This window comes from Flavobacterium foetidum (assembly GCF_004634245.1).
Lineage (GTDB): Bacteria > Bacteroidota > Bacteroidia > Flavobacteriales > Flavobacteriaceae > Flavobacterium > Flavobacterium foetidum.
Map to the genome: position 1 here is coordinate 86,125 of NZ_SJTF01000014.1, position 23,732 is coordinate 109,856.

Below are 23,732 nucleotides of genomic sequence, written 5' to 3' on the forward strand. Positions count from 1 at the left end.
GAAGACACCGATAAAATGGATCTGTTAAATTAAAATTCGTGAAAATGGGTGTATTCGCAAAACAATACTAAGCACAATTTTGACAAATATGAAAACTAAAATAGCATTTCTAATTCTTTTTATTTCAGGCAGTTTGTTTGCACAAGAGCAAAAAATGACCTCTGCAGAAATAACGCAGTTTAAAGAAGAAGTAAATCTCGTAGCCAAAAAAATCAAAACCCTGAGTACCGATTTTGTTCAGTACAAACATTTAGATTTTCTATCGAAAGACATTGAAACTTCGGGAAAAATGGTTTTTAAGGAACCAGCCCTTTTACAATGGCAGTATAAAAAACCTTATAATTATAGCATTACTTTTAAAAACGGAAAAATCCTGATCAACGACGAAGGTAAAAAAAGCGCTGTCGATATTGGAAACAGTAAAATCTTTTCACGAATTAACAAGTTGATTATCGGAAGCGTGAGCGGTAATATGTTTGACGACAAAGAATTTACGATTTCGTATTTCAAGCTTAAAGGACAAAATCTGGCTAAATTTATTCCGAAAGATGCTGCGCTCAAAAAATACATCAAACAGATAGAGCTTACTTTTGACAAAGAAGAAGCAACCGTAGTTCAGGTAAGACTTCTTGAATCATCTGAAGATTATACCCGAATTGTACTTAAAAATAAAGTAATCAATGCAAAAATCGACGATTCAGTTTTTACTAATTAATTGCTTTTTGGCAGTCATCTTAATTTCTTGTGGTTCGGTCACAAAAAATTATGTTCCTAAAAAATTAGACAAGACGTCTTATACGGTTCCCTATTTTACTGATTCAAAAACCGATTATGTTTACAAAGCCAACATAAGCGTTTACGGAAATGAATTGTCAGGAATTTTTATTGCCAAAAAAATAAACGACACCACGCACCGAATTGTTTTTACGACAGAATTCGGTAATAAATTAATGGATTTTGAGATTTCGGAAAACGATTTCAAAGTCAATTCTATCGTTTCAGAATTAGACCGAAAAATACTGATCAATACTTTAAAGGAAGATTTTCGTCTGCTTTTAAAAAAGGAATACCAGATTCAGGAACAATTTGAGAATGAATCGGCAGACATTTACAAATCGGCAGACGGCAATCGCGATAATTATATCTTCTTATCCAAAAAAGACCAAAAATTAGAAAAGATCGTTCATTCATCCAAAACAAAAGAAAAATTTACACTGCTTTTCAATTCAGAAAACAATATTTTTGCTGAGAAAATTCAAATTTTACATCAAAACATAAAGCTCAAAATCGAGTTCAACTATTTAAAATCAGAATAGAATTTAAACTAATCCTAAACTCTAAATCAAATCAAAATGAGAAAATTTATTGTAATTGCATTTGTTTTTATCGGTTTTCTAAAATCGCACGCACAAGTTACCGTAAGCCCCGGGCTTAAGGGAGGTTTAAATATTTCTAATTTTTCTAATTTTGAATCAAGCGATCCAAAAACAGATTTTTATGCTGGGGGATTAATCGCGATAAAATTCAATAGATATTTTACTTTACAGCCAGAAGTAATTTATTCTAGACAAGGTGCAGAAGTTAGAGAATATGCTGTTGGAGGATTTGGATCACGTAATGTAAAATACGAATTAAACTATTTATCGGTTGGCGCAGTGGCTAAGTATCATTTTGGCGGAAAAGGCTTTCATATATTGGCTGGTCCATCGTTAGATATCAAAACAGATGATAATTTTCCTGAGTACGATTATAATCCTGCAAGTGTAGACTTTAGTTTAATCGGCGGTGTCGGATATACGCTGCCAAACGGTTTAACTTTTGAAGCCAGATTTAAACAAGGATTAATTGATATTTATGGCTACAACGGATTAGATGACGATTATTATTATGAAGATGTTATTCTAAACAATGTTTTTCAAATCGGAATCAGCTATACTTTTAAAACAAAATAATGAAGTCAAAAAAATCAACCTTAATTCTATTTATTTTTTTCGCCATCGCAAATCTTCACGCCCAAGACTTTAAACCGGGTTTAAGAGGAGGTTTGTCTTTATCGACAATCTCAGAAATGCACGCCAACTACCGACCTGATTTTTATTTTGGAGGTTTTGGAGAAATTAATTTGACCAAAAAATACGCTCTTCAACCTGAGATAAATTATGTTAGGCAAGGATCCAACAATGTTGCTAGAAATTATACTAATCCCGAAACCAACACTCAAAGCGTAGAACATCTTGATTTAAAACTAGATTATTTATCTATTTCAATGATTAATAAATTTACATTTGGACAGGGTTTTCAAGTTCTATTCGGGCCCTCTTTAGATGTTCGCTTAAATGATAATTTAGTACTTAGAAAAAATTATAATGATATCGCCTTTAATCTAGGATTAGGATACAGAATGCCTAGTGGTCTTGCTTTTGAGGCGAGGTTTAAAAAAGGTTTCTTAGATATTCTAGATAGCGATTATTATACTAATGACTCCAACGATCATTATCTTTTTGGCGATTACAACACCAATATAAATTTTCAAATTGGAATTAGTTACTCATTTAAAGCAAAATAAATATGAATAGACAAAATTTAGTGATAATCACACTGTTTTTTTTAGCATTTGTAAAAACACAAGCTCAAGTATCTTTTAGACCCGGAATTCATGCCGGAGTCAATTTATCCAAGTTAACCAACACTGATCTAGGCAATAAAACAGATTTTTATATTGGTGGTTTTGGAGCTTTAAAGTTGGGAAAAGTCTACACCCTTCAACCAGAATTAAACTATTCAAGACAAGGAGGAAAAGGAACAACCAGTATGGGTACCACAACCACTTATAATCCCGTAACAAATTCATATACTACTACTTCCGACAGCGGAACAGTAGATGTTTCTTTGCAATATATTTCGGCACTTACGATAAATAAATTCAATTTTACAGAAGATTTTTATGTATTAGCCGGACCTTTTGCTGATATTTTGATTGCAGATGACATTAAAGCAAATCCACAATCTAAAGAATATAATTTTAACAAAGGCGATGATATCGATTTTGGAATTATTGGTGGATTAGGATACAGCTTAAAAAATGGTATCGCATTTGAAGCAAGAGTAAAAAAAGGATTTCTGAATTCTTTTACTAATTATTATGACGAAAACGGCGACAGCAATAACTTGGTGTTTCAATTTGGAGTAGCATACACATTTGGAAAAAAATAAATTATGGTTTTAAAAGACTTTTACAAAGTACTTTCAGAAGAAAAAACAGGGGATACTAAATATAATTTTCGTATATTAGTTAATGCCAAACACGAGGTTTTTAATGGTCACTTTCCAGGAAACCCTATTATGCCGGGCGTTTGCATGATTCAGATTATTAAGGAACTTACAGAGTCAGTAACAAAAAGTTCGCTGCTTATTCAAACGCTTACGAATGTAAAATTCATGGCATTAATAAATCCGGATTTAACTCCTGAGCTGGTTGTGGAACTTGACATTACAAACACAGAAGATGATTTGGTAAAGGTGAAAAACACCACATATTTTAACGAAACCATCGCTTTAAAATTAAGCAATGTGTATAAAAAATTGTAAATTATGAAATTACTAGTATCATTACTTTTATGGATCAATTTTGCCAGCACTCCAGATTTGGCATCGATCCGAAAGATTTATCCTGATGTTGCAAAATCAGAAGCCAACGCAAAAGAATTTATTGACAAACTTGCTGGCATTTCGAATAACGACGAAAAAATCCTGGTAGCCTACAAAGCGGCTTCGATTTTAGTAGACTCTAAATTCGAAAAAAAAATAGGCGAAAAAATCGAACGCTTTAAAGAAGGAGCGAAACTTTTGGAAGCCACTATTAAAAGCGACCCAAGCAACATAGAAATGAGAATGATCAGACTGAGTATTCAGGAAGATGTTCCTGCTATTACAGGGTACAAAAAAAATATTAAAGAAGACAAGAAATTCATCACAGCTCACTATGCAGCGCATACTGGTGCTTTGAAAGAATATCTAAAAGACTTTGTTTTGCAATCTAAAAGCTTCTCTGAAAAAGAGAAACAGTTTGTGAAATAAGCCTTAGAAAAAACCCTCAATGAAACCTATTTTATCTCAGCAGAATCTGCTCGATTCAACGTCTTTCTGCATTATTGTTCCGACTTATAATAATCAGAAAACATTGAAAAAAGTGCTGGATTCTATTTTAGATTTCACTTCAAATGTCATTATTGTAAATGACGGCTCGACAGATGAAACCAGTGAAATCCTAAAACAATATTCACAGCTTACGCAAATTCATCATCCTAAAAATTTAGGAAAAGGTAGAGCGCTAAGAAATGGTTTTAGAAAAGCCCTTGAACTGAATTTCGAATACGCCATCACAATTGACTCTGACGGTCAGCATTTTGCATCGGATATTCCAGGTTTCATTGAGGAAATTCAAATTGCTCCCAATTCACTCTTAATTGGAAGCCGAAATATGACACAGGAAAATGTGCCTAAGAAAAGCAGTTTCGGCAACAAATTTTCTAATTTCTGGTTTAAGTTCGAAACTGGCATTGAGCTTCAGGATACACAATCTGGTTTTAGGTTGTATCCGTTGCGACTGCTTCCAAAACAATTTTACACCAATAAATTTGAGTTCGAAATTGAAGTAATTGTACGTGCTGCGTGGAAAGGAATTCTGGTAAAAAATATTCCGATCAAGGTCTTGTACGACCCAGCAGAACGTGTTTCTCATTTTCGCCCTTTCAGAGATTTTACTCGAATCAGTATTTTGAATACTGTTTTGGTAACCAATGCTTTATTGTATATAAAACCACGTGATTTCTTTAGGAAAGCAAAAAAAAAAGGCCTTAAAAAATTTTTTCTAGAAGATGTCTTAGAAAGCAGCGATTCTAATTTCAAAAAATCAGCTGCAATCTCTTTAGGAATTTTTATCGGCCTATCTCCTTTCTGGGGTTTTCAAACAGTACTTCTTTTTACTCTTGCTGCGCTTTTTAGGCTCAACAAAGTCATTGCTTTTCTGTTCTCAAATGTGAGTTTTCCTCCTTTTATCCCCTTTATTATTTATGGCTCTTTGCAGATTGGAAGCCTTTTTATTCCTTCAGACGGACCTTTATTTCTAGATAGCTCGATGACACTTGACGATATTCAGAAAAATGCTGCCCAATATATCGTCGGAAGTCTTATTTTAGCATCCGTTTCAGCGCTATCAGTTGGCTTTATAAGTTATTTGCTTTTAACTGCATTTAGCAAAAAAACGCATTAATTAATTTATATTTCTTGTCGTAATTTTCACAAATTAACACCAATCAATTCGGGAAAATTTGTGAAATTCGTGGCGGAAAAATTTTAAATAAAAATCCATGCATCAATATTTCTACGCCATTCATTTATTTGTAAATCGAAGAAAATCTCTTTCGGTACTATTGGCTTTTTTGATGCTTTTGATTTTCGGATTTTTTGCTTCGAAGCTTAAATTTGAAGAAGACATTACCAAGCTTATTCCAGCAAACGAAAAAGCAGATGTTACGGCAAAAGTTTTAAAACAGCTCAATTTTGCCGATAAAACCACCGTTATTTTTTCGCTCGAAAAAAATGGCTCTTCCGAAGATTTAAAAGAAATGGCAGCTGTTTTTTCAGACAGTGTTTCTAAATCTTGCCAACCTTACATTAGCGGAATTCAGGGAAAAATCGACGAAGAAAATATTCAAGAAACCATTGATTTTGTTTACAACAATCTGCCTCTTTTTCTTGACGATAAAGATTATGCAGCTATCGAAAACAAACTGCAAAAAGACAGTATTGCAGCAACAGTTCAAGGAAATTATAAATCGATTATCTCTCCATCGGGATTTATAACCAAAGATTTTATTCTTCAGGATCCACTTGGAATTTCTTTTATTGCCCTAAAAAAACTACAGCAGCTAAATATTGGCGACGATTTTACGCTCGACAATGGTTTTGTAATGACCAAAGACAAAAAGAAACTGTTGCTTTTTTTGACCTCTGACATTTCATCTAGCGAAACTGAAAAAAACAGCATTTTTTCCGAAAAGCTGCAATCGATTCAGGAAAATCTAAATAAACAGTTTAAGGGAAAAACATCTGTAAGTTATTTTGGATCAGCGTTAATTGCGGCCGCCAATGCGAAACAAATCAAAAGCGATATTGTTTTGACAACCTCAATCGCAATGTTTACCTTAATGCTGATTCTGATTTTGTTTTACAGAAAAATTTTGATTCCGTTAATCATTTTTCTGCCTACAGTTTTTGGAGGCTTGTTTGCTGTTGCATTTTTATATTTTGTCAGAGAACAGATTTCGGCAATTTCGCTCGGAATCGGATCTATCTTATTGGGAATCACGATTGATTATTCGATTCATATTCTTACACATTACAAACATAATAGTGATGTAAAAACGTTGTACAAAGACATTACGATGCCGGTTATAATGAGCAGCTCTACCACGGCTGTTGCTTTTTTATGTCTCCTATTTGTAAAATCTGACGCACTAAATGATCTCGGAATTTTCGCTGCCGTAATTGTTATGGCTTCGGCAGTGTTCTCTCTTTTGATTGTGCCACATTTGTACAAACCAAAAGAAAACCAGGCTGAACACAAGAAAAATGTCATTGATAAAATGGCTCATTTTTCATTTCATAATAATAAATTCTTAATCGGATTCTGCGTTATCATTACGATTATCTGCTGTTTTACTTATAACGATGTCGGTTTTAATAACGATTTATCACAGCTGAATTTTGTTCCGAAGGAAATCAAGGCTGCCGAAAAACAATTGGAAGAAAGCACAAGCTTAACCTCTAAAACTATCTATCTGGCTTCGTACGGAAAAAGCCTTGATGAAGCTTTACATCACAACAGCCATCTTTTTGCAGATTTATCGAACGAAAAAAACAAGAATAAAATACTGAATTTCAGTTCTGTAGGCGGCATCATGATTGCTCAGGATGCGCAACGACAAAAAATTGAAAAATGGAATTCGTTCTGGAATTCTCAAAAAAAACAATTCCTAAAATCAGAATTAATTGCCGAAGGTGCTAAACTCGGATTTAAGCCTACCACCTACTCGCAATTTTTTGATCGTCTCGATTTTGATTTTCAACCAATCATGGCTGATGAATATTTAAAAATTCAAGCGCTGCAGCTAAAGGAATTTGTAACCGAAAAAAACGGTTTTTATACGATTTCAACTTTGGTGAAAGTATCTCCAGAACAACGTGATGCTTTTGTTAAATCGGCTTCTGCCAAAGAAAATCTGATTGCGATTGATCGTCAGCAGATGAATGAAACTTTTTTCAGCACTTTGAAAACCGATTTTAATTCGCTGGTCAATTATTCTTTTATCGCTGTCGTTCTTATTCTGTTTTTCTTTTTTAGAAGAATAGAATTGGTAATCATCAGCTGTATTCCAATCGCATTGACCGGAATTGTAACTGCGGGAATTATGGGTATTTTTGGCATTCAGATGAATATATTCAGTATGATTGTCTGCACACTAATTTTTGGTCACGGAGTCGATTTTAGTATTTTCATGACCAGCGCTTTGCAAAAAGAATATACCAACGGAAAAAATGAAATTGCCATTTACAGAACCTCAATTATTCTGGCAGTAATCACGACCATTTTAGGAATCGGCGCAATGATTTTTGCCAAACATCCCGCACTGACTTCTATTTCATCGGTTTCACTTATCGGAGTTTTTGCAGCCTTGATTATTACTTTCATTTTTTATCCGATTTTGTTCAAGTTATTTTTGTCGAATCGTCCTAAAAAAGGAAATCCGCCATTCAAATTACGAACTTTTATTCACGGTGTGCTGTCGTTCACTTTTTATGGCTTGAGCGGTATTGTAATGTCGATTTTCAGTTTTACCCTACTGCCAATTATTCCGCTTAAAGCGAAAACAAAAATGAAGGGATTCCGATACGTTGTTTCAAAATTGATGAAATCGGTATTGTATTCCAATCCTTTTATCAGCAAAAATGTGATCAACAATTACCATGAAACTTTCAAAAAGCCAGCGATAATAATTGCGAATCATTCGTCATTTGTAGATATTCTCGCCATCGGAATGTTGAGTCCAAAAATTATTTTCTTGGTAAGCGACTGGGTTTACAATTCTCCTATTTTTGGCGGTCTTGTTAGAAAAGCAGGTTTTTATCCGGTTTCTGAAGGTATCGAAGGCGGTGTAGAACATCTCCGTAAAAAAGTAGAGGAAGGTTATTCTTTAATGGTTTTTCCAGAAGGAACGCGTTCAGAAAACAATGTTATCAAACGATTCCACAAAGGTGCTTTCTTTTTGGCAGAAGAATTCAATCTGGATATTATTCCGGTGGTCATTCATGGTGCTTCAGAAGCAATTCCAAAAGGTGATTTTGTAATTCACAAAAGTGCACTCACCCTTACAATTTTAGAAAGAATAACACCTGAAAATCTTTCGTATGGAAATAATTATGCCGAACGAACAAAACAAATCAGTACATTTTTTAAAGCAGAATATCGCAAAATCCGTGAAGAACTTGAAGGACCTGAATATTTCAAAAAAATGCTCGTTAACAGTTATGATTATAAAGAAATCGAAATTGTAAATGAAGTAAAAAGAGATGTAAAACAAAATCTAGAAACGTATTATCGTCTAAATAAATATATTAATACTAAAGCTAAAATTCTTCATTTAGGAAGCGATTACGGACAATTGGATGTCTTACTTTCGCTGCAGGAACCACAGCGAAAAATATTTTCTTTTATCAATGATGAAGAAAAAACGTTGGTTGCCAAAACAAATTATTTCCTTAAAAAGAGAAAGATAATATATCTCGACAAATTAGAATCAGCATCTGAAAACCAATATGATATTCTTTTGATTTCTGATGAAAGCCTTAAAGATGAGATTGAAAAACTTGTCTTAAATACAACATCAATAATTTTAGTGAATTCTCCAGCCTTAAAAAACCAGTTGATTGGTTCTGATTTTGAAATAGTTTCTGAAGAAAATAACATAATTGTTTTGAAGAAAAAGTAATGAAGCAACAATACGATGTAGTGATTATAGGCAGCGGTTTAGGCGGATTGGTTTCGTCTATCATTTTGGCTAAAGAAGGCTACAGCGTTTGCGTACTCGAAAAAAACAATCAATACGGTGGAAATCTGCAGACTTTTGTTCGCGACAAAACGATTTTCGATACCGGAATTCATTATATCGGAGGGTTAGAAAAAGGACAGAATCTTTATAAATATTTCAAATATCTGGATATTATCGAGCAACTGAATCTTAAAAAACTAGATGAAGATTGTTTCGATATGATTTCATTTGGAAACGATCCAAACGAATATCCACATGCGCAGGGTTATGAAAATTTTGTAAAACAACTCACTGAATTTTTTCCCGAAGAAAAAGAGAATCTGTACCTCTATTGCAAAAAATTACAGGAGACCTGCGATGCTTTTCCGCTTTATAATTTAAAATGGGAAGGAAAATACGATACCGAAATTCTTGAGCAAAACGCAAAAGAAATCATTGATTCCTGCACTGAAAATGAAAAACTAAAAGCTGTCTTGGCCGGTTCGAATTTTTTGTACGCCGGAATTCCAGATAAATCGCCTTTTTACGTTCATGCCCTTTCGGTCAATTCGTACATTCAAAGTTCATGGCGATGCATTAATGGCGGCAGTCAGATTACCAAACAGCTTTTAAAACAATTAAAAAAATACGGCGGAGAATTTTTTAAGTACAAAGAAGTCATCCGTTTAAATGTCAAAGACAACCAAGTCGTTTCAGTAGATTTAAAAGACGGGACACAGGTTGCCGGCTCGCTTTTTATTTCAAACATAGAACCAAAAACGACTTTGAAAATGGCTGGAGAAGAAAATTTCCGAAAAGCCTTTTTTAATCGTGTTCAAGATCTTGAAGATGTAATTTCGGCTTTTAGTTTATACATTGTTTTTAAACCCGAAAGCTTTAAATACATCAACCATAATTTTTATCATTTCAAGAATAGTTCCGATGTCTGGACAGCTCAGGAATATGATGAAAATTCATGGCCAAAAAGTTATATGGCTTCAATGAATGCTTCTAAAAACGAAGAAATCTGGGCAGAAGGCATGACTTTTTTAACCTATATGAAATATAAGGATGTCGAACCGTGGGCAGATACTTTTAATACAACTTCTGAGGAAAGCGACCGTGGTCAAAGTTATGAAGACTTTAAAAACCGAAAAACAGCTAAATTTTTGGATGAAATCGAAATAAGATTTCCAGGAATCAGAGACTGCATAAAATCAATACATACTTCTACTCCATTATCGTATCGCGATTACATCGGCGGACATAACGGAAATATGTACGGTTATGTTAAGGATTCTAATAACCCGATGAAAACAATGATTCCGGTTAAAACCAAACTCGAAAATCTGTATCTTACAGGCCAAAGTACCAATATGCACGGCGTTTTGGGTGTTACAATCGGAGCAGTAAATACGTGTTCTGAAATCGTAGGAAAAGAATATCTGGTAAACAAAATCAATAAAGAATCTGAATAAACGATTATGAAAAACCGCATCTTATATTGTGTTTTGATTGTTTTTTTAGGACTGATGGTTTCCTGTGGCACCTCAAAATCTAAAAAACACAAACCGGATATCAGCACTTTTAATGCCGCAAAACCTGTTGTTCAGAAAATATCAGACAGTGTTATTGTTTCCGGAAATAATTCACTTTTAAAAAACAAGCAAGGTCTGTGGGAACTTTATGCAGAAGGAGATCCGCTCGAAATTGGTTTAAATACAGGAGCGTTGACAGATTCGCTTCTTAAAAAACAACAGCATATTTTTTTCTCAAAAATAACCGATTTTGTACAATCAGATTTTCAGCAGAAAATTCTACGCAAATTTTTAGGCTGGTACAATCGAAAATTATACCTGAATGTGCCCAACGAATTTCAGGCAGAAATTTATGGTGTTTCAGAATATACTTCTACCGAATATGATAATATTGCACCCCGTTTTCAACGTAGTTTGTACCTTCATGGTGCGCACGATATTGGGCATGCTTTGCAAGATTTGGCATTGGTAGGATGTTCTTCTTTTGCGGTTTGGAACGAAAAAACCGAAGACGGCAACCTAATCCTCGGACGCAATTTTGATTTTTATGTGAATGATGAATTCGCAGAAAATAAAATCATTGCTTTTATTAATCCGAAACAAGGACATAAATTTATGATGGTTACCTGGCCCGGAATGATTGGCGTAGTTTCTGGAATGAATGAAGAAGGTCTAACGGTTACAATCAATGCTTCGAAATCTAAAATTCCGCTTATTGCCAAAACACCCATTTCAATTCTGACCCGCGAGATTTTACAACACTCCCAAAATATAGAAGAAGCAATTGCCATTGCAAAAAAAAGAAAAGTCTTTGTTTCTGAATCGATTATGGTGGGAAGTGCCCATGACAACAAAGCGATTTTGATTGAGGTTGCTCCCGATAAAATGGATGTTTACGATGTTCCTAATACCGATCAGTTAATTTGTTCGAACCATTTTCAAGGTGAAGCATTTAAAGATGATAAAAGAAATCAGGAGCAGATTCTAAACAGTCATTCGGAATATCGATTTGAAAGAATGCAGGAACTTTTGTCTGAAAATAAAAAAGTAAATCCTGAAATCGCCTCGGAAATTCTTAGAAACAAAAACGGTTTAAAGAATATTGAATTGGGCTACGGTTCAGAAAAAGCTTTAAATCAGTTAATGGCGCATCACGGAATCATCTTTAAACCAAAAGAAAAATTAGTCTGGGTTTCTGCAAATCCGTATCAATTGGGCGAATTTGTCTGTTACGATTTGGATTCTGTTTTTGGCAAAAGAAAAAAAGAGGTCCAATCGTTTCAAATCAAAAATCTGAATATTGCCAACGACCCTTTTCTGGAAACAGTTGCTTTTCAGAATTATAAAAAGTTCAGAACTGAAGATCGCAAAATAGATTCGCTTCTAGCTAATGAAGAAAGGATTTCTGTTGAATTTCTGCAGAATTATCAATCATTAAACCCTGATTATTGGGTTGTGTATTATAAAGCAGGATTGTACTTTTACCAAAAAAAAGAATTCGAGCAGGCTCGGCTTAATTTCGAAAAAGCGTTGACCAAAGAAATCACCACTTTGCCTGAAAAAGAACAGATTGAAAAATATTTAAAAAAGATCAAAAGAAAATTAAAATGATTCCAGCAATAGAAAAAGATTCTTTAGAAGAAATTAAAATTTTTCAGGAAAAAAAATTAGCCGAACTTTTAAGTTACATAAGCGAGAATTCTCCTTTTTATAAAAGACTTTTTGCAGGACAGAATATTGATATCTCAAAAGTAAAAACAATAGAAGATTTACAATTTTTGCCGGTTACAACCAAAGAAGATTTACAGCAATATAATGATGATTTTTTGTGTGTTCCGCAACATAAAATTATCGATTATGCTTCAACATCTGGCACTCTGGGTGATCCTGTAACATTCGGCTTAACAGATTCTGATCTAGACCGATTGGCTTACAATGAAGCAATTTCTTTTGCCTGTGCCGGAATTGCGGAAGGCGATGTAGTACAATTAATGACCACAATCGACAGAAAGTTTATGGCTGGTTTAGCCTATTTTCTAGGACTTCGTAAACTGAAGGTCGGCGTGATTCGCGTTGGTGCAGGGATTCCTGAAATGCAGTGGGACTCGATTTTAAAATACAACCCGAGTTACTTAATTACGGTTCCGTCTTTTCTTCTGAAATTAATTGAATACGCCGAAATTCACGGAATCGATTATAATAATTCAAGTATTAAAGGCGCAATCTGTATCGGCGAATCTTTGAGAGAACAAGATTTTGCAATGAATATTTTGTCGAAAAAAATCACCGATAAATGGAACATCAAATTGTTTTCGACATATGCTTCTACGGAAATGAGCACAGCTTTTACAGAATGTGAACACGGTAAAGGCGGACATCATCATCCGGAATTAATCATTGTTGAAGTTCTGGACGAAAATAACATCCCTGTTAAAAATGGCGAAACGGGCGAACTGACTATTACGACTTTAGGCATTGAAGCGATGCCGTTATTGCGTTTTAAAACCGGAGATATTGTTCAGTTTCACAACGAGCCTTGTGAGTGCGGCAGAAATACTTTACGTGTAGGGCCAGTACTTGGACGTAAAAAACAAATGATCAAATACAAAGGAACAACACTTTATCCACCAGCGATGAATGATGTTTTAAGCAGTTTTGATTCTATCGAAAATCATCTTATCGAAATTTCAACCAATAATTTAGGAACAGATGAAATCCTAATTAAAATTGTTGCAAAAAATCAATCTCCAGAATTTTTGCAGGAAATTAAAGATCATTTTAGAGCCAAATTGAGAGTAACGCCAAAAATTGAATTTGCTCCCAGAGAGGTTGTAAATCCGTTGGTATTTAATCCAATGAGCCGAAAACCAATACGATTTTTTGATTATCGTTCTTAATATAGCCACAAAGTAACAAAGGCACAAAGTTTCAAAGGCTCTTAATCAGCACTATGGAAAACCTTTGTCCCTCTGTTCCTTTGCTCCTTTGCATCTTGAATTGTTCCAATTCAACTAAAATGTTGTAATTTTGCAAAAAATTATGAAGATGGTCAAGATTGGCAACATAGAATTACCCGAATTTCCTTTATTACTCGCGCCGATGGAAGATGTCAGTGATCCGCCGTTTCGCAGATTATGCAAAACGCACGGCGCAGACATGATGTATTCTGAATTTATTTCATCGGAAGGATTGATTCGCGACGCTATAAAAAGCCGCATGAAACTGGATATTTTTGATTATGAACGCCCGGTCGGAATTCAGATTTTTGGTGGCGATGAAGAAGCGATGGAACTTTCGTCTAAAATTGTTTCTACGGTAAAACCTGATTTAGTGGATATTAATTTTGGATGTCCTGTAAAAAAAGTAGTTTGCAGAGGAGCTGGAGCTGGAGTTTTAAAAGATGTTGATTTGATGGTTCGTTTGACCAAAGCGGTTATCAAAGGAACTGATTTGCCCGTTACAGTAAAAACACGTTTGGGCTGGGACGAAAACTCCATCAATATCGATGAAGTCGCAGAAAGACTTCAGGATATTGGTGTTCAAGCTTTAACTATTCATGCGAGAACTCGTGCACAAATGTACAAAGGTCATTCAGACTGGTCTCATATTGCACGTGTAAAAAATAACCCAAGAATTACAATGCCTATTTTCGGAAACGGCGATATCGACAGCCCAGAAAAAGCATTACACTATAAAAATGAATACGGAATTGACGGAATCATGATCGGCCGTGCCGCGATTGGTTATCCGTGGATTTTTAACGAAATCAAACATTTCTTTAAAACTGGAGAGCACTTACCTGCTCCAACGGTTATTGACCGTGTCGAAGCAGCCAGAAATCATTTAAAATGGTCAATGGAATGGAAAGGTGAGCGTTTAGGAATTGTAGAAATGCGTCGTCATTATACCAACTATTTCAAAGGAATTCATTCCTTCAAAGAATTCAAACAAAAATTAGTTACAACTGATGCTCCTGAAGATTTATTCGCTATCATGAAAGAAATCGAAGAGGTTTATGCCGGATATGAATTTGTTTAGAATTTGATGTTTTTTTAAATTTTTGACAAAGACATACAATCAAAAAAGACCTTCAAATTTGAAGGTCTTTACTTATTATTAATCATCATAATGAAATCTACATTGTAAAATAATACATTTTTGATCAATGCCTTTTGTACCGGATACTTTATAAACTAATCTATGTTCTCCTGTAATTCTTCGAGACCAAAAACTCTTTAAATCATGTCGTAAAGGCTCTGGTTTTCCAATTCCTTTGAAAGGATTCTCCTTTATTGATTTTATCAATTCTTTTATTTTTACTGCTGTGTCAGTATCGGTTTCAATCCAATATTCAAAATCTTCCCAAGCATTTTTAGTAAAGCAAATATCCATACCAAACAAGAAACTAGTCCTCTAAATTATAAGATTTTAATTTTCCATTCTCCATTTGTTCTATAGATTCTGAAAGCCTTCTTCTATTTTCTTTAGTCGACATTAAATGTTGTGTTTCTAATATTGAATTATACTCCTTCATAGACAGTATTACAACGGCATCTTCTTCAGAATTCCTTGGCACAACAATTATTTCTGAAGACTCCGTAACTTCATCAAAATAATTTTTAATGTTTTTTCTTAATGTTGAAATTGTAATTGCTTTCATGATGCAGTACGTTTTTTTGTACGTACAAATGTATAAGTTTTTTTAATGTATGTTTAAAAAAAGATATTTAACTAAAAAAAGCCTTTATATCGAAAGTCCATTTTTTATCTTTCACTAAACTTGAACTCTTTTCCACTTTCCTCTTTTATACAGGACAATGCCCGCTAAGGTAATTGCGGTTTCAGCAACCGGTACGGCAATAAAAACTCCTGTTGGCCCCATCTTAAAATGTTTTGCTAATATATAAGCCATCGGAATCTGAAAAAGCCAAAATCCACAGAAATTGATTCCAGTTGGTGTCCAGGTATCTCCTGCTCCATTAAAGGTATTGATTAGAACCATTCCGATTCCGTAGAAAATAAATCCGATGCTCATTATTTGTAAAGCTTCAACCGCAATTCTGATATCTGTTTTATCATCTATAAAAAATGAGATAATAGGATTGGCGAAACCTAATGTAATAATCATAATGGATGCCATGAAAATTACATTGTACCGTGCCGTTGTATAAACCGATTTTTCGGCTCGTTCAATTTGATTCGCTCCCAAATTCTGCCCAACCAAAGTCGCTGCAGCATTGCTTAATCCCCAAGCGGGGAGTATAAAAAACATCATCACTCTAAGAGCAGTCTGATAACCTGCCGAACCATGATCTCCGCCTGTCGTAGCTACTAATTGTGCGAGGAAAATCCAACTGCAGGAAGCGATTACAAATTGTAAAATTCCTGGAGCGGCGATTTTTACTAGCGCTTTTATCTGTTTAAAATCGGGTGTGAAATAGGATATTTTAATTTTTAAAACGCCATTTCCAAAAAATAAATGATACACTTGATATAAAACTCCAATACTTCTTCCGATACTTGTTGCCAATGCTGCACCAATTAATCCGAAAGCAGGAATTGGTCCTAAACCATTAATTAAAATCGGACATAAAATGATATTGCAAATATTGGCAATCCAAAGACTTTTCATCGCTATTGCCGCATTTCCTGCGCCGCGGAAAATTCCGTTTATCAAGAACAAAAGCATGATACATAAACTCGAGCCAATCATAATCTGTGTAAAACGGTAACCATGTTCAGCTGATTCTAATGAGGATCCCATCAAAATCAGAATATCTTTTGCATAAATAATTCCGAGAATGCTCATAACGCTATTCACAGCAAACGCAATAATGATTGCCTGCATTCCTGCTTTTGCGGCGGCAGTAGGATCTTTTTCGCCAATTCTTCTCGCCACAACTGCTGTGGCTGCCATACTCATTCCGATAGCGAGCGAATAAATAACGGTTAAAACCGATTCGGTTAAACCAACTGTCTGAATGGCAAAACTGCTTTCTTCCAAATGCCCAACGAAATACAAATCGACTAATGCAAAAACCGATTCCATCATCATTTCTAAAACCATTGGAATGGCTAGAAGAATTACGGCTTTCTTTATACTTCCGGAAGTATAATCAAATGATTCGTCTCCTTTTAGGGCTTGTTTTAAAGTGGTAAAAATTTTAGAAATAAAACTTTTCTTTATTGATGTTTCTGTCATGATATTTTAGGATAAATGATAAAATTGGTTCAGATGCATAAATCTGAACTTCAAAAATAAAAACGTAAGTATCCTAATTATTCTAAGAAATAAAATAGGATTAGGCAGAAACAATCATATGCTGTAGATTTTCAAGGCAGTAAATATAAGTAATATTTTTTTATGGATAAATATTAATCCAACAGCTTTTTGGTAACTCGGCTGCTTGCAATTAACGATGCCACAAATCCGAGAGAGATGATTGTTGCCATCACTATAATTACATTTTCAACGGTAAAGACTACCGGGTAAGCTAAGGTTGCTGTCAGCATTATTAGCTCATATTTTTGTTGAAGCAGAACTAAAACAATTCCTAAGGCAAGACCAATCAAGCCTCCAAAGACACTTAGCAAAGTACCTTGTAAGAGAAATATTCTCCTTAAACTGCTTATTTCTGTTCCTAGATTAAAGAGCGTTTTCAAGTTTCCTTTTTTCTCTAAAATCATCATAATCAAAGCACCAACCAAATTAAAAAGCGCCACAATGATTACTAAAGTAAAAATAAGATATACAACAATATTTTCGGTATTGAGCATTTTATACAAAGACTCATTGAGTTGTGCACGATTTTTCAGTGTGATTTTATTGGCAAAAATCTTCTTGAGCTGGGCATTAATCTGGGTTTCATCTGCGTTATCATTCAGTTTAAATTCAATTCCTGAAATCTGATTTGGCTTATACATCAGTAATTCCTGTGTCAGTCCTAAATCGGCAAAAACATATTTCGAATCTAATTCTTCGCTTATCGAATAGATTCCAACCGGCATAACATCTGTCTTATTAAAAGCTTCTTCAGGATTTTCTATAGCACCTTTTCCAGGTTTTGGAGCAAAAACTTGTAACGGGTTTTCAAAATCGAGAATTCCCATCGAAAAATTCTGCGCCATTCCGTAACCGATTACGACCTGAAAACTATCCGATTTGAGCCATTCCCCATTAAATAGTTTTTTCCTGATATTATTTACGATCGGATAATTGCTGTCAACACCTTTTAGATAAGTAACTTGCTGTTTATCTTTAAACAAGAACAAAACTCGCTCTTCTATAATTTTAGTATAAGACGCGATTCCGTCAATTTGTTTTATTTCTTTTTCCTGTTCGGGAGTTATGTAAAATGATTTTCCATAAGTGCTTACGGCTTTCAAATCGGGATCAATTTCATTTGTAAATGAAAGACTAAAGACCTTTAAGCCACTGAAAACAGATAAAACCACAAACAAAGCCATCGTACCAACAATGATTCCCAAGCTGGCAATAAGGTTGATGATATTGATAGCATTGTTTTTGCTAAGGCTAAAAATATAACGTTTGGCTATGTATAAAGGAAAATTCAATTTAAGACTTTCTTCTTTTTTCTAAAAGATCACGATTTTCGATTGGGTTTTCTTTTCCGGATAGGGCATTGTCAATTTTTTCGATATAATCTAATGAATCATCAATAAAAAAGACCAAATTTGGAACCCTGCGTAACTGCAGACGTACACGTTGTGCCAAATCGTGTTTTATCAAATTGGTATTAGTTTTTATGGCTTCTAATGTTTCTTTTGCTTTTTCCTGTGGAAAAATACTCAAATATACCGTTGCCACAGACAAATCTGTAGTTACACTGACTTTGGATACCGAAATGACCAAATTTGTAATTCCGTTTTTTCGGATTTCACCCTGCAAAATATCAACCAAATCTTTTTGGATGACGCCACCTATTTTTTTCTGTCTATTTGTTTCCATACTGCAAAAATAATACTTTTAAATTCATAGATGCATTTTCAAATCAACTAAAATTGAATTTGCTATATCAAGTTCTACAAGCTTTTTTCTAAAATAAATTTATACTTCTGTATTCGCTTTAGCTGATAAAAATCATATTAAATATCGGAATTATTTTACACATTTGAGTAGAAATTAAAAAAGTATCTATTATGAAAAAGAGAGAACCAATTAGTCACATCATGACTAAAACCGTGGTGACTGTAAACCAAAATGACGATTTGAAAGAAGTAGTAGAAAAGCTGAAAGCCAATTCTATTCGTCATATTCCAGTAGTAAACGGGAAAGAAGTTGTTGGAATCATCAGCCGTACAGATGTAAATCGTCTGACTTTTGGCGCTTTGTTTGAAGGACAGGATGGAGCCGACGAAGCGATACTTCAAATGTTGACCATTTCTCAGGTTATGACTTCAAAACCTAAAACGGTTTCTCCCGATATGATTATCAGAGATTTGGCAGAAGTTTTTGTTAAAGAAGAATTTCATGCCTTGCCAGTAGTAGAAAATGGTGCGCTAAAAGGAATTGTAACTACAACCGATGTTCTAAGATATTTTTTAGAACAATATGATTAACATAAAAAAAGGAGCCTAAACAGCTCCTTTACTTTTTTATCTACTTTGCAGCCATCCCTCCGGATTATTGTTAGAAGTATTTTGCAGAATCAAAAACTTAATAACGGTTTTTCCTGTATCGCCGCTGGTTCTTACTTTTCCGATGCTTTGCTTGATATTTACTTTATCACCTTGACTAACTGATACAGAACTCAAGTTTTGATAAACGGTGAAAAAGTCTCCATGCTGAATTACAACTGCTTTGTTTACAGGAGACAAAACAATTACTTTTGAAACTTCTCCATCAAAAACCGCTCGTGCATTTGCTCCTTCTTCGGTGGTAATCTCAACTCCAGAATTATGAATTGTCAGAGAAGGATGCAGTGGATGCGGCTGGTCTCCGTAGCCTAAAGAGATAAATCCCTTTTCTACTGGCCATGGCAGTCTTCCTCTATTAGCTTTAAAGTCTGCAGCCAGAATTTTGTCTTCTGGCGTTAAGGCAATTTTAGAAGATGAAACTGGTGCTTTTGTTTCGCTAGAACCCGGATTTGCTTTTGCTCTTTCAGCCGCTGCTTTTCTGTTTGCTTCGGCAATAGCTTCACGAATTAAACGATCGATTTGTTTGTCGATTCGTTTAGATTCGCTTTGTTTAGCACGAATATCTGCCGCAATTTTATTTTTATCTTTTTTAAGCGAATTGACCAATTTTTGCTGTTCCTTTTTTTCAACCTCAAGTGTTACTTTTTCTTTTTGGTTTTCAGCAATAATTTTCTTTTTAACTTGTCTTTGTCCATCTAGTTTGGCATTAAAATCAAGCAATTGTGCTGTTTTTGCCTGAATTTCTAGTCCTTGATTTTTTCTGTAATTGGTATATTGTTTTAAATACTGTGCCCTTTTATAAGCCTGAAGAAAACTTTCAGAAGACAAAATAAACATAGCGCGACTTTGCTCAGATCGGCTTTTGTATGATTTTAAAATCATTTCGGCATAATCTTCTTTTAAAACTTTAAGTTCTTTTTTAAGTTTATTTACCTGAACCTGATTAATATACATATCATTACTAAGCAATTTTTCTTGTTTTGCAGTAGTATTGATTAATTTTTCTTTGAGCTTAATTTTATTCGCCTGAATCAAATATTCGTTTACGGCAGATTTTTCTCTTTTTCGAACAGACTGCAACATTTTTTCGTTGTCTCTGATTTCCTGCTGAATCTGAGCTTTACGCTGCTCCAGTTTTTCTTGCTGCGAATCCTGCGCCCATACAAATGTAGTGGCACAAACTAAAATTAGGCTTAGGAGAAATTTTGGCATGTTTTTGTTTTCTTTAGTGCAAATTTACTTAATTATAACTTTTTTATAACCGCTTGGAACGCTATACGGAAAAGAAAGTTCTTCATTAAATGAAATGTTATTGTAGTTTAAGTTAATATTTGTTTTGCCCTTTGGCTGTACCGCATTGATTTCGATTGTTGTTGGAATAATTCCCTGATCAAAAACTTTGTTGTCTGAGTAGGCAATTTGCAAGTTTCTGTTTTCTGAAGGTTGTGAAATTTCTTCTTTCTGAATCAGATATTTTTCGGCATCCAGATAAAATGATTTTTTAATGTTATTGTCTCTTTGATCTTCTAAACGGAAAAGATTTTCGACAATCGTCTGCGTATATTTACCTTTTCGCAAATCATCAAAAGCCTCGCCTACCAATAGATTTTGAACTTTATTGTAGTCCAAATCGGTTCCAAGCCATTTACTTAAACTAGAAAAATCACCTTCATAATAGGTACTGTTTATTTTTTCGTAATAACTCACTGCCGAAGGTGTAATGAGTGCTTTTGCCATTGTAATTCCTAAAAAACGAACACTAATCAATATCTGTTTGTCTCTTTCAATACGAATTTCTGCCGTTACGTTCTGACTTTGTTTTTCATCAACGTACTTGGCGCTGGCTTTTATATATAATGTAGAAAAATCTAATTTGTTCTCGTAATGTTTTTCTACCACCTTCTTGTCTTCCTTAATTGCAACCGTTTCGGTTGGGCTGGTCTGTACTGCAGTCATTTTCGATTTACAAGAAATTAATGAAATCGATAAGATTGCTATTGCTATATATTTTTTCATTTGAATGTCTCCTTTTACTTTTTTTTCTTTAATAATTCATTTGCCTTCAAAAAGTATTCCTCTTTTTTCTTGGCATCTCCTAATCCATTATAAGCTTCTCCTAACTGAATATTAAAATTTGCTTCAAGAGTGGCGTCATCAACCACGTAATCAAGCCCCATTTCTAAAACCGTTTTGGCGTTTTTAAATTGTTTAATTTGATTGTTTCCCAGTCCTGCATAGTAATAAAATTGAGGCTGGCTTGGGTAAACTTCTATCAGCATCATGGCTCTTTTTGCCATTGGCTCAAATTGTTTGGTCTGTGTGTAAGCTTCGAGTAACAACAGATTGGTTTCTCGATCGGTATCAGAATTCGAATTTAAATCTTTTTCATAATACTTAACAGCGTTTTCAAATTGTCCTTTGTTGTGATAAAATTTTCCTATTTCTTTTGCAACATCAACATTTGGATCATTGTCAAAATAGGCAATTGCTTTTTCTAATTCTGTGGCGTACTGCGGGTTTTTGTTTACATAAATCAAAAACTCATTAAGCGTACGGTGTTTTATCTTTGAATCAATTTTGGAACTTGCCAAAATCACATTCATAGATTTTATGGCTTTATCGGCCTGATTGGCATCTAGATAGGTTTTGAATAAACTTACCTGTCCCCATTCTGAATTCGGAATTTCTTTTGCTAATTGTTTGGCAACCTCAAGCGCCTTGTCTCCTTCGTTGTTTTTAGAATACAGAAAAATAAGATTGACGTAATTTGATTCTTCTTTAGGATCTTTTTTGATTTGTGCAATCAGGTTGTCAATTTCAGCGTTCTGATATTTTCCTTGTGACAAGATTTGCTGCTTATAAATTTCACGATCTGAAGATTTTCCGTATTTATCATTCATTTCGTTAATTGTTGCAAGTGCCTTATCGTATTGGTTGGTAATCATGTAAAGCGAAATCAAATCGTCTTTATACTCTTCATCAAAAACAATTATTTTCTGAATAGTCTCGATTGCCAATGGATAATTTTTGGTTTCGTAACTTACATCATATATGCCAAGCCAAAACCATTTGTTTTTAGGATCAAGCTGTGTTGCTTTCTCAAAAGCATTTTGTGCATTTTGAAATTCTTTAAGTGCGAGATAATTTTTTCCCAGCTCAAAGTAAGCGACTGCATCATTGGGTTTTAGCTTGATGCATTTCTCCAATGATACAATTGCTTTGTCATAATTTTCAATTCCTTTTTGTTTTAGTGATTCATAAAATGAGTCCTGATATTCATCAGTTGCCATAGCAATATCTTCGGGTTCTGTTTGTGCATAAACCGAAAACGAACTGCTCAAAACAGCTAAAAATAAAAGAGCTAAAACTTTGTTTTTCATTATTTTATAAATCACATTTTATACAAACGGAACCTACTTAAAATTTATTTTATTCTAAAACTGAATAATCTCCAATGCTCACACTGGTAAATTTGCCATCATAACTTACATGATTTCCGATCATTGCGTTATCTAAGTTAGCATTTTTAATTTGAGTATGAGTCTGAATTAAGCTATTTTTAATAGTACTATCAGTAATGTGACATCCTTTTCCAACAGAAACGTTTGGTCCAACGGTTGTATTTTTTAAGACTACATTTTCGCCAATGTAACATGGAGGAATAATTGTTGCATTTTCTAATGTCACACCATAGTCTACCAAATGCTCTCCGTCGTTATGAAGGAAACCTAACATTCTGGAATTTGTTTCTACAGTAACATCTTTGTTTCCGCAATCCATCCACTCGTCAACACTCCCGGTTTTGAAAACTTTTCCGTTGGCCATCATCGCTTTAATTCCGTCATTGATTTGGTATTCTCCACCATTCTGAATATTGTTATCCAAAACATTTTGAAGTTCATTTCTTAAAACTCCAACTTCTTTAAAATAATAAATTCCGATAACAGCCAAATCACTTACAAATTCTTTTGGTTTTTCTACCAGTTCGATAATTTCATTATTCTGATTGAGTTTTACAACGCCAAATGCTTCTGGTTGCTCCACTTGTTTAACCCAGATTACAGCATCTGCATCAGGATCTAATTCAAAATCTGCTCTAATCAAAGTATCAGCATAAGCAATTACAGCTGGTCCAGACAGAGATTCTTTCGCACACATAATGGCGTGTCCAGTTCCTAAAGGCTGATCTTGGCGGTAGATCGAAGCTTTTGCTCCTAATCCTTCTGCTAAATCTTGTAGACTTTTTACAACATCATCACCAAAGAAAGCTTCATCACCTAAAATAAAGGCAACTTCTTCTATTGGTTCTTTTAATATTTTGGCAATATCTTCAACTAAGCGGTGTACGATTGATTTACCTGCGACTGGAATTAATGGTTTTGGAACTGTTAACGTATGCGGCCTAAGTCTTGATCCACGGCCGGCCATTGGCACAATTATTTTCATT

At 34.3% G+C, this 23,732-nt stretch carries 23 protein-coding genes; 14 read left to right on the top strand and 9 right to left on the bottom strand.

Annotated features, from left to right (window positions below):
• The first annotated feature begins 88 nt into the window (after positions 1-88).
• The 13 genes from E0W73_RS17160 to dusB all read left to right on the top strand — a co-directional run bounded on the left by E0W73_RS17160 (position 89) and on the right by dusB (position 14,665).
• Complete coding sequence (locus tag E0W73_RS17160) at positions 89-715, top strand: outer membrane lipoprotein carrier protein LolA (protein WP_135223268.1); 627 nt, start codon at positions 89-91, stop codon at positions 713-715.
• Between the two features lie 7 nt (positions 716-722).
• Positions 723-1,316, top strand: coding sequence for a hypothetical protein (locus E0W73_RS17165; RefSeq protein ID WP_244248501.1), 594 nt, complete (start codon positions 723-725; stop codon positions 1,314-1,316).
• Between the two features lie 36 nt (positions 1,317-1,352).
• Positions 1,353-1,952: a porin family protein gene (locus E0W73_RS17170; protein ID WP_135223270.1), complete on the top strand. Its 600-nt coding sequence runs from the start codon at positions 1,353-1,355 to the stop codon at positions 1,950-1,952.
• Positions 1,952-2,566 (top strand): outer membrane beta-barrel protein, encoded by a 615-nt coding sequence (locus tag E0W73_RS17175; RefSeq protein ID WP_135223271.1) that lies wholly within the window; start codon positions 1,952-1,954, stop codon positions 2,564-2,566. The genes E0W73_RS17170 and E0W73_RS17175 overlap by 1 nt, the downstream gene beginning before the upstream one ends.
• 2 nt (positions 2,567-2,568) lie before the next feature.
• On the top strand, positions 2,569-3,213 hold the full coding sequence (locus tag E0W73_RS17180) for an outer membrane beta-barrel protein (RefSeq protein WP_135223272.1): 645 nt from the start codon (positions 2,569-2,571) through the stop codon (positions 3,211-3,213).
• 3 nt (positions 3,214-3,216) lie between these two features.
• Positions 3,217-3,588, top strand: coding sequence for a 3-hydroxyacyl-ACP dehydratase (locus E0W73_RS17185; RefSeq protein WP_135223273.1), 372 nt, complete (start codon positions 3,217-3,219; stop codon positions 3,586-3,588).
• Between the two features lie 3 nt (positions 3,589-3,591).
• Positions 3,592-4,077, top strand: coding sequence for a hypothetical protein (locus E0W73_RS17190; protein WP_135223274.1), 486 nt, complete (start codon positions 3,592-3,594; stop codon positions 4,075-4,077).
• 19 nt (positions 4,078-4,096) lie between these two features.
• Positions 4,097-5,272, top strand: a complete 1,176-nt coding sequence (locus tag E0W73_RS17195; protein WP_135223275.1) for a DUF2062 domain-containing protein — start codon at positions 4,097-4,099, stop codon at positions 5,270-5,272.
• 97 nt (positions 5,273-5,369) lie between these two features.
• Positions 5,370-9,050, top strand: a complete 3,681-nt coding sequence (locus tag E0W73_RS17200; RefSeq protein ID WP_135223276.1) for a 1-acyl-sn-glycerol-3-phosphate acyltransferase — start codon at positions 5,370-5,372, stop codon at positions 9,048-9,050.
• The gene (locus E0W73_RS17205; protein ID WP_135223277.1) at positions 9,050-10,567 is read left to right on the top strand and encodes a phytoene desaturase family protein; all 1,518 of its coding nucleotides are present in this window, start codon (positions 9,050-9,052) and stop codon (positions 10,565-10,567) included. The genes E0W73_RS17200 and E0W73_RS17205 overlap by 1 nt, the downstream gene beginning before the upstream one ends.
• A 6-nt stretch (positions 10,568-10,573) precedes the next feature.
• Positions 10,574-12,238 (top strand): C45 family autoproteolytic acyltransferase/hydolase, encoded by a 1,665-nt coding sequence (locus E0W73_RS17210; protein WP_135223278.1) that lies wholly within the window; start codon positions 10,574-10,576, stop codon positions 12,236-12,238.
• Complete coding sequence (locus tag E0W73_RS17215; protein WP_135223279.1) at positions 12,235-13,524, top strand: phenylacetate--CoA ligase family protein; 1,290 nt, start codon at positions 12,235-12,237, stop codon at positions 13,522-13,524. Before E0W73_RS17210 ends, E0W73_RS17215 begins: the two co-directional genes overlap by 4 nt.
• A 148-nt stretch (positions 13,525-13,672) precedes the next feature.
• The gene (gene dusB, locus E0W73_RS17220) at positions 13,673-14,665 is read left to right on the top strand and encodes a tRNA dihydrouridine synthase DusB (RefSeq protein ID WP_135223280.1); all 993 of its coding nucleotides are present in this window, start codon (positions 13,673-13,675) and stop codon (positions 14,663-14,665) included.
• Positions 14,666-14,743: 78 nt separating this feature from the next.
• Here dusB and E0W73_RS17225 read toward each other — a convergent pair whose 3' ends face one another.
• The 5 genes from E0W73_RS17225 to rbfA all read right to left on the bottom strand — a co-directional run bounded on the left by E0W73_RS17225 (position 14,744) and on the right by rbfA (position 18,596).
• The gene (locus E0W73_RS17225; RefSeq protein WP_135223281.1) at positions 14,744-15,019 is read right to left on the bottom strand and encodes a Txe/YoeB family addiction module toxin; all 276 of its coding nucleotides are present in this window, start codon (positions 15,017-15,019) and stop codon (positions 14,744-14,746) included.
• Positions 15,020-15,032: 13 nt separating this feature from the next.
• A complete protein-coding gene (locus E0W73_RS17230; protein WP_135223282.1) occupies positions 15,033-15,287 on the bottom strand; it encodes a type II toxin-antitoxin system Phd/YefM family antitoxin in 255 nt (84 codons plus the stop codon).
• Between the two features lie 114 nt (positions 15,288-15,401).
• Positions 15,402-16,829, bottom strand: a complete 1,428-nt coding sequence (locus tag E0W73_RS17235) for an MATE family efflux transporter (RefSeq protein WP_135223283.1) — start codon at positions 16,827-16,829, stop codon at positions 15,402-15,404.
• A 173-nt stretch (positions 16,830-17,002) separates the two neighbouring features.
• Positions 17,003-18,202: an ABC transporter permease gene (locus tag E0W73_RS17240; RefSeq protein WP_135223284.1), complete on the bottom strand. Its 1,200-nt coding sequence runs from the start codon at positions 18,200-18,202 to the stop codon at positions 17,003-17,005.
• A 1-nt stretch (position 18,203) separates the two neighbouring features.
• A complete protein-coding gene (gene rbfA / locus E0W73_RS17245; RefSeq protein WP_135223285.1) occupies positions 18,204-18,596 on the bottom strand; it encodes a 30S ribosome-binding factor RbfA in 393 nt (130 codons plus the stop codon).
• 191 nt (positions 18,597-18,787) lie between these two features.
• Here rbfA and E0W73_RS17250 point away from each other — a divergent pair, with 191 nt between their 5' ends.
• Positions 18,788-19,207 carry a CBS domain-containing protein gene (locus tag E0W73_RS17250; RefSeq protein ID WP_135223286.1) on the top strand — a complete coding sequence of 140 codons (420 nt, stop codon included), beginning with the start codon at positions 18,788-18,790 and terminating at the stop codon, positions 19,205-19,207.
• Between the two features lie 36 nt (positions 19,208-19,243).
• Here E0W73_RS17250 and E0W73_RS17255 read toward each other — a convergent pair whose 3' ends face one another.
• The 4 genes from E0W73_RS17255 to E0W73_RS17270 are packed head-to-tail and all read right to left on the bottom strand — an operon-like array spanning position 19,244 to position 23,731.
• Positions 19,244-20,497, bottom strand: coding sequence for a murein hydrolase activator EnvC family protein (locus tag E0W73_RS17255; protein WP_135223287.1), 1,254 nt, complete (start codon positions 20,495-20,497; stop codon positions 19,244-19,246).
• A gap of 24 nt (positions 20,498-20,521) precedes the next feature.
• Entirely contained in the window at positions 20,522-21,301 is a 780-nt protein-coding gene (locus E0W73_RS17260) for a DUF4292 domain-containing protein (RefSeq protein ID WP_135223288.1), read from the bottom strand.
• A 14-nt stretch (positions 21,302-21,315) separates the two neighbouring features.
• Positions 21,316-22,665 (bottom strand): tetratricopeptide repeat protein, encoded by a 1,350-nt coding sequence (locus tag E0W73_RS17265; RefSeq protein ID WP_135223289.1) that lies wholly within the window; start codon positions 22,663-22,665, stop codon positions 21,316-21,318.
• Between the two features lie 49 nt (positions 22,666-22,714).
• Positions 22,715-23,731, bottom strand: a complete 1,017-nt coding sequence (locus E0W73_RS17270; protein ID WP_135223290.1) for a sugar nucleotidyltransferase — start codon at positions 23,729-23,731, stop codon at positions 22,715-22,717.
• Position 23,732 lies beyond the last annotated feature (1 nt).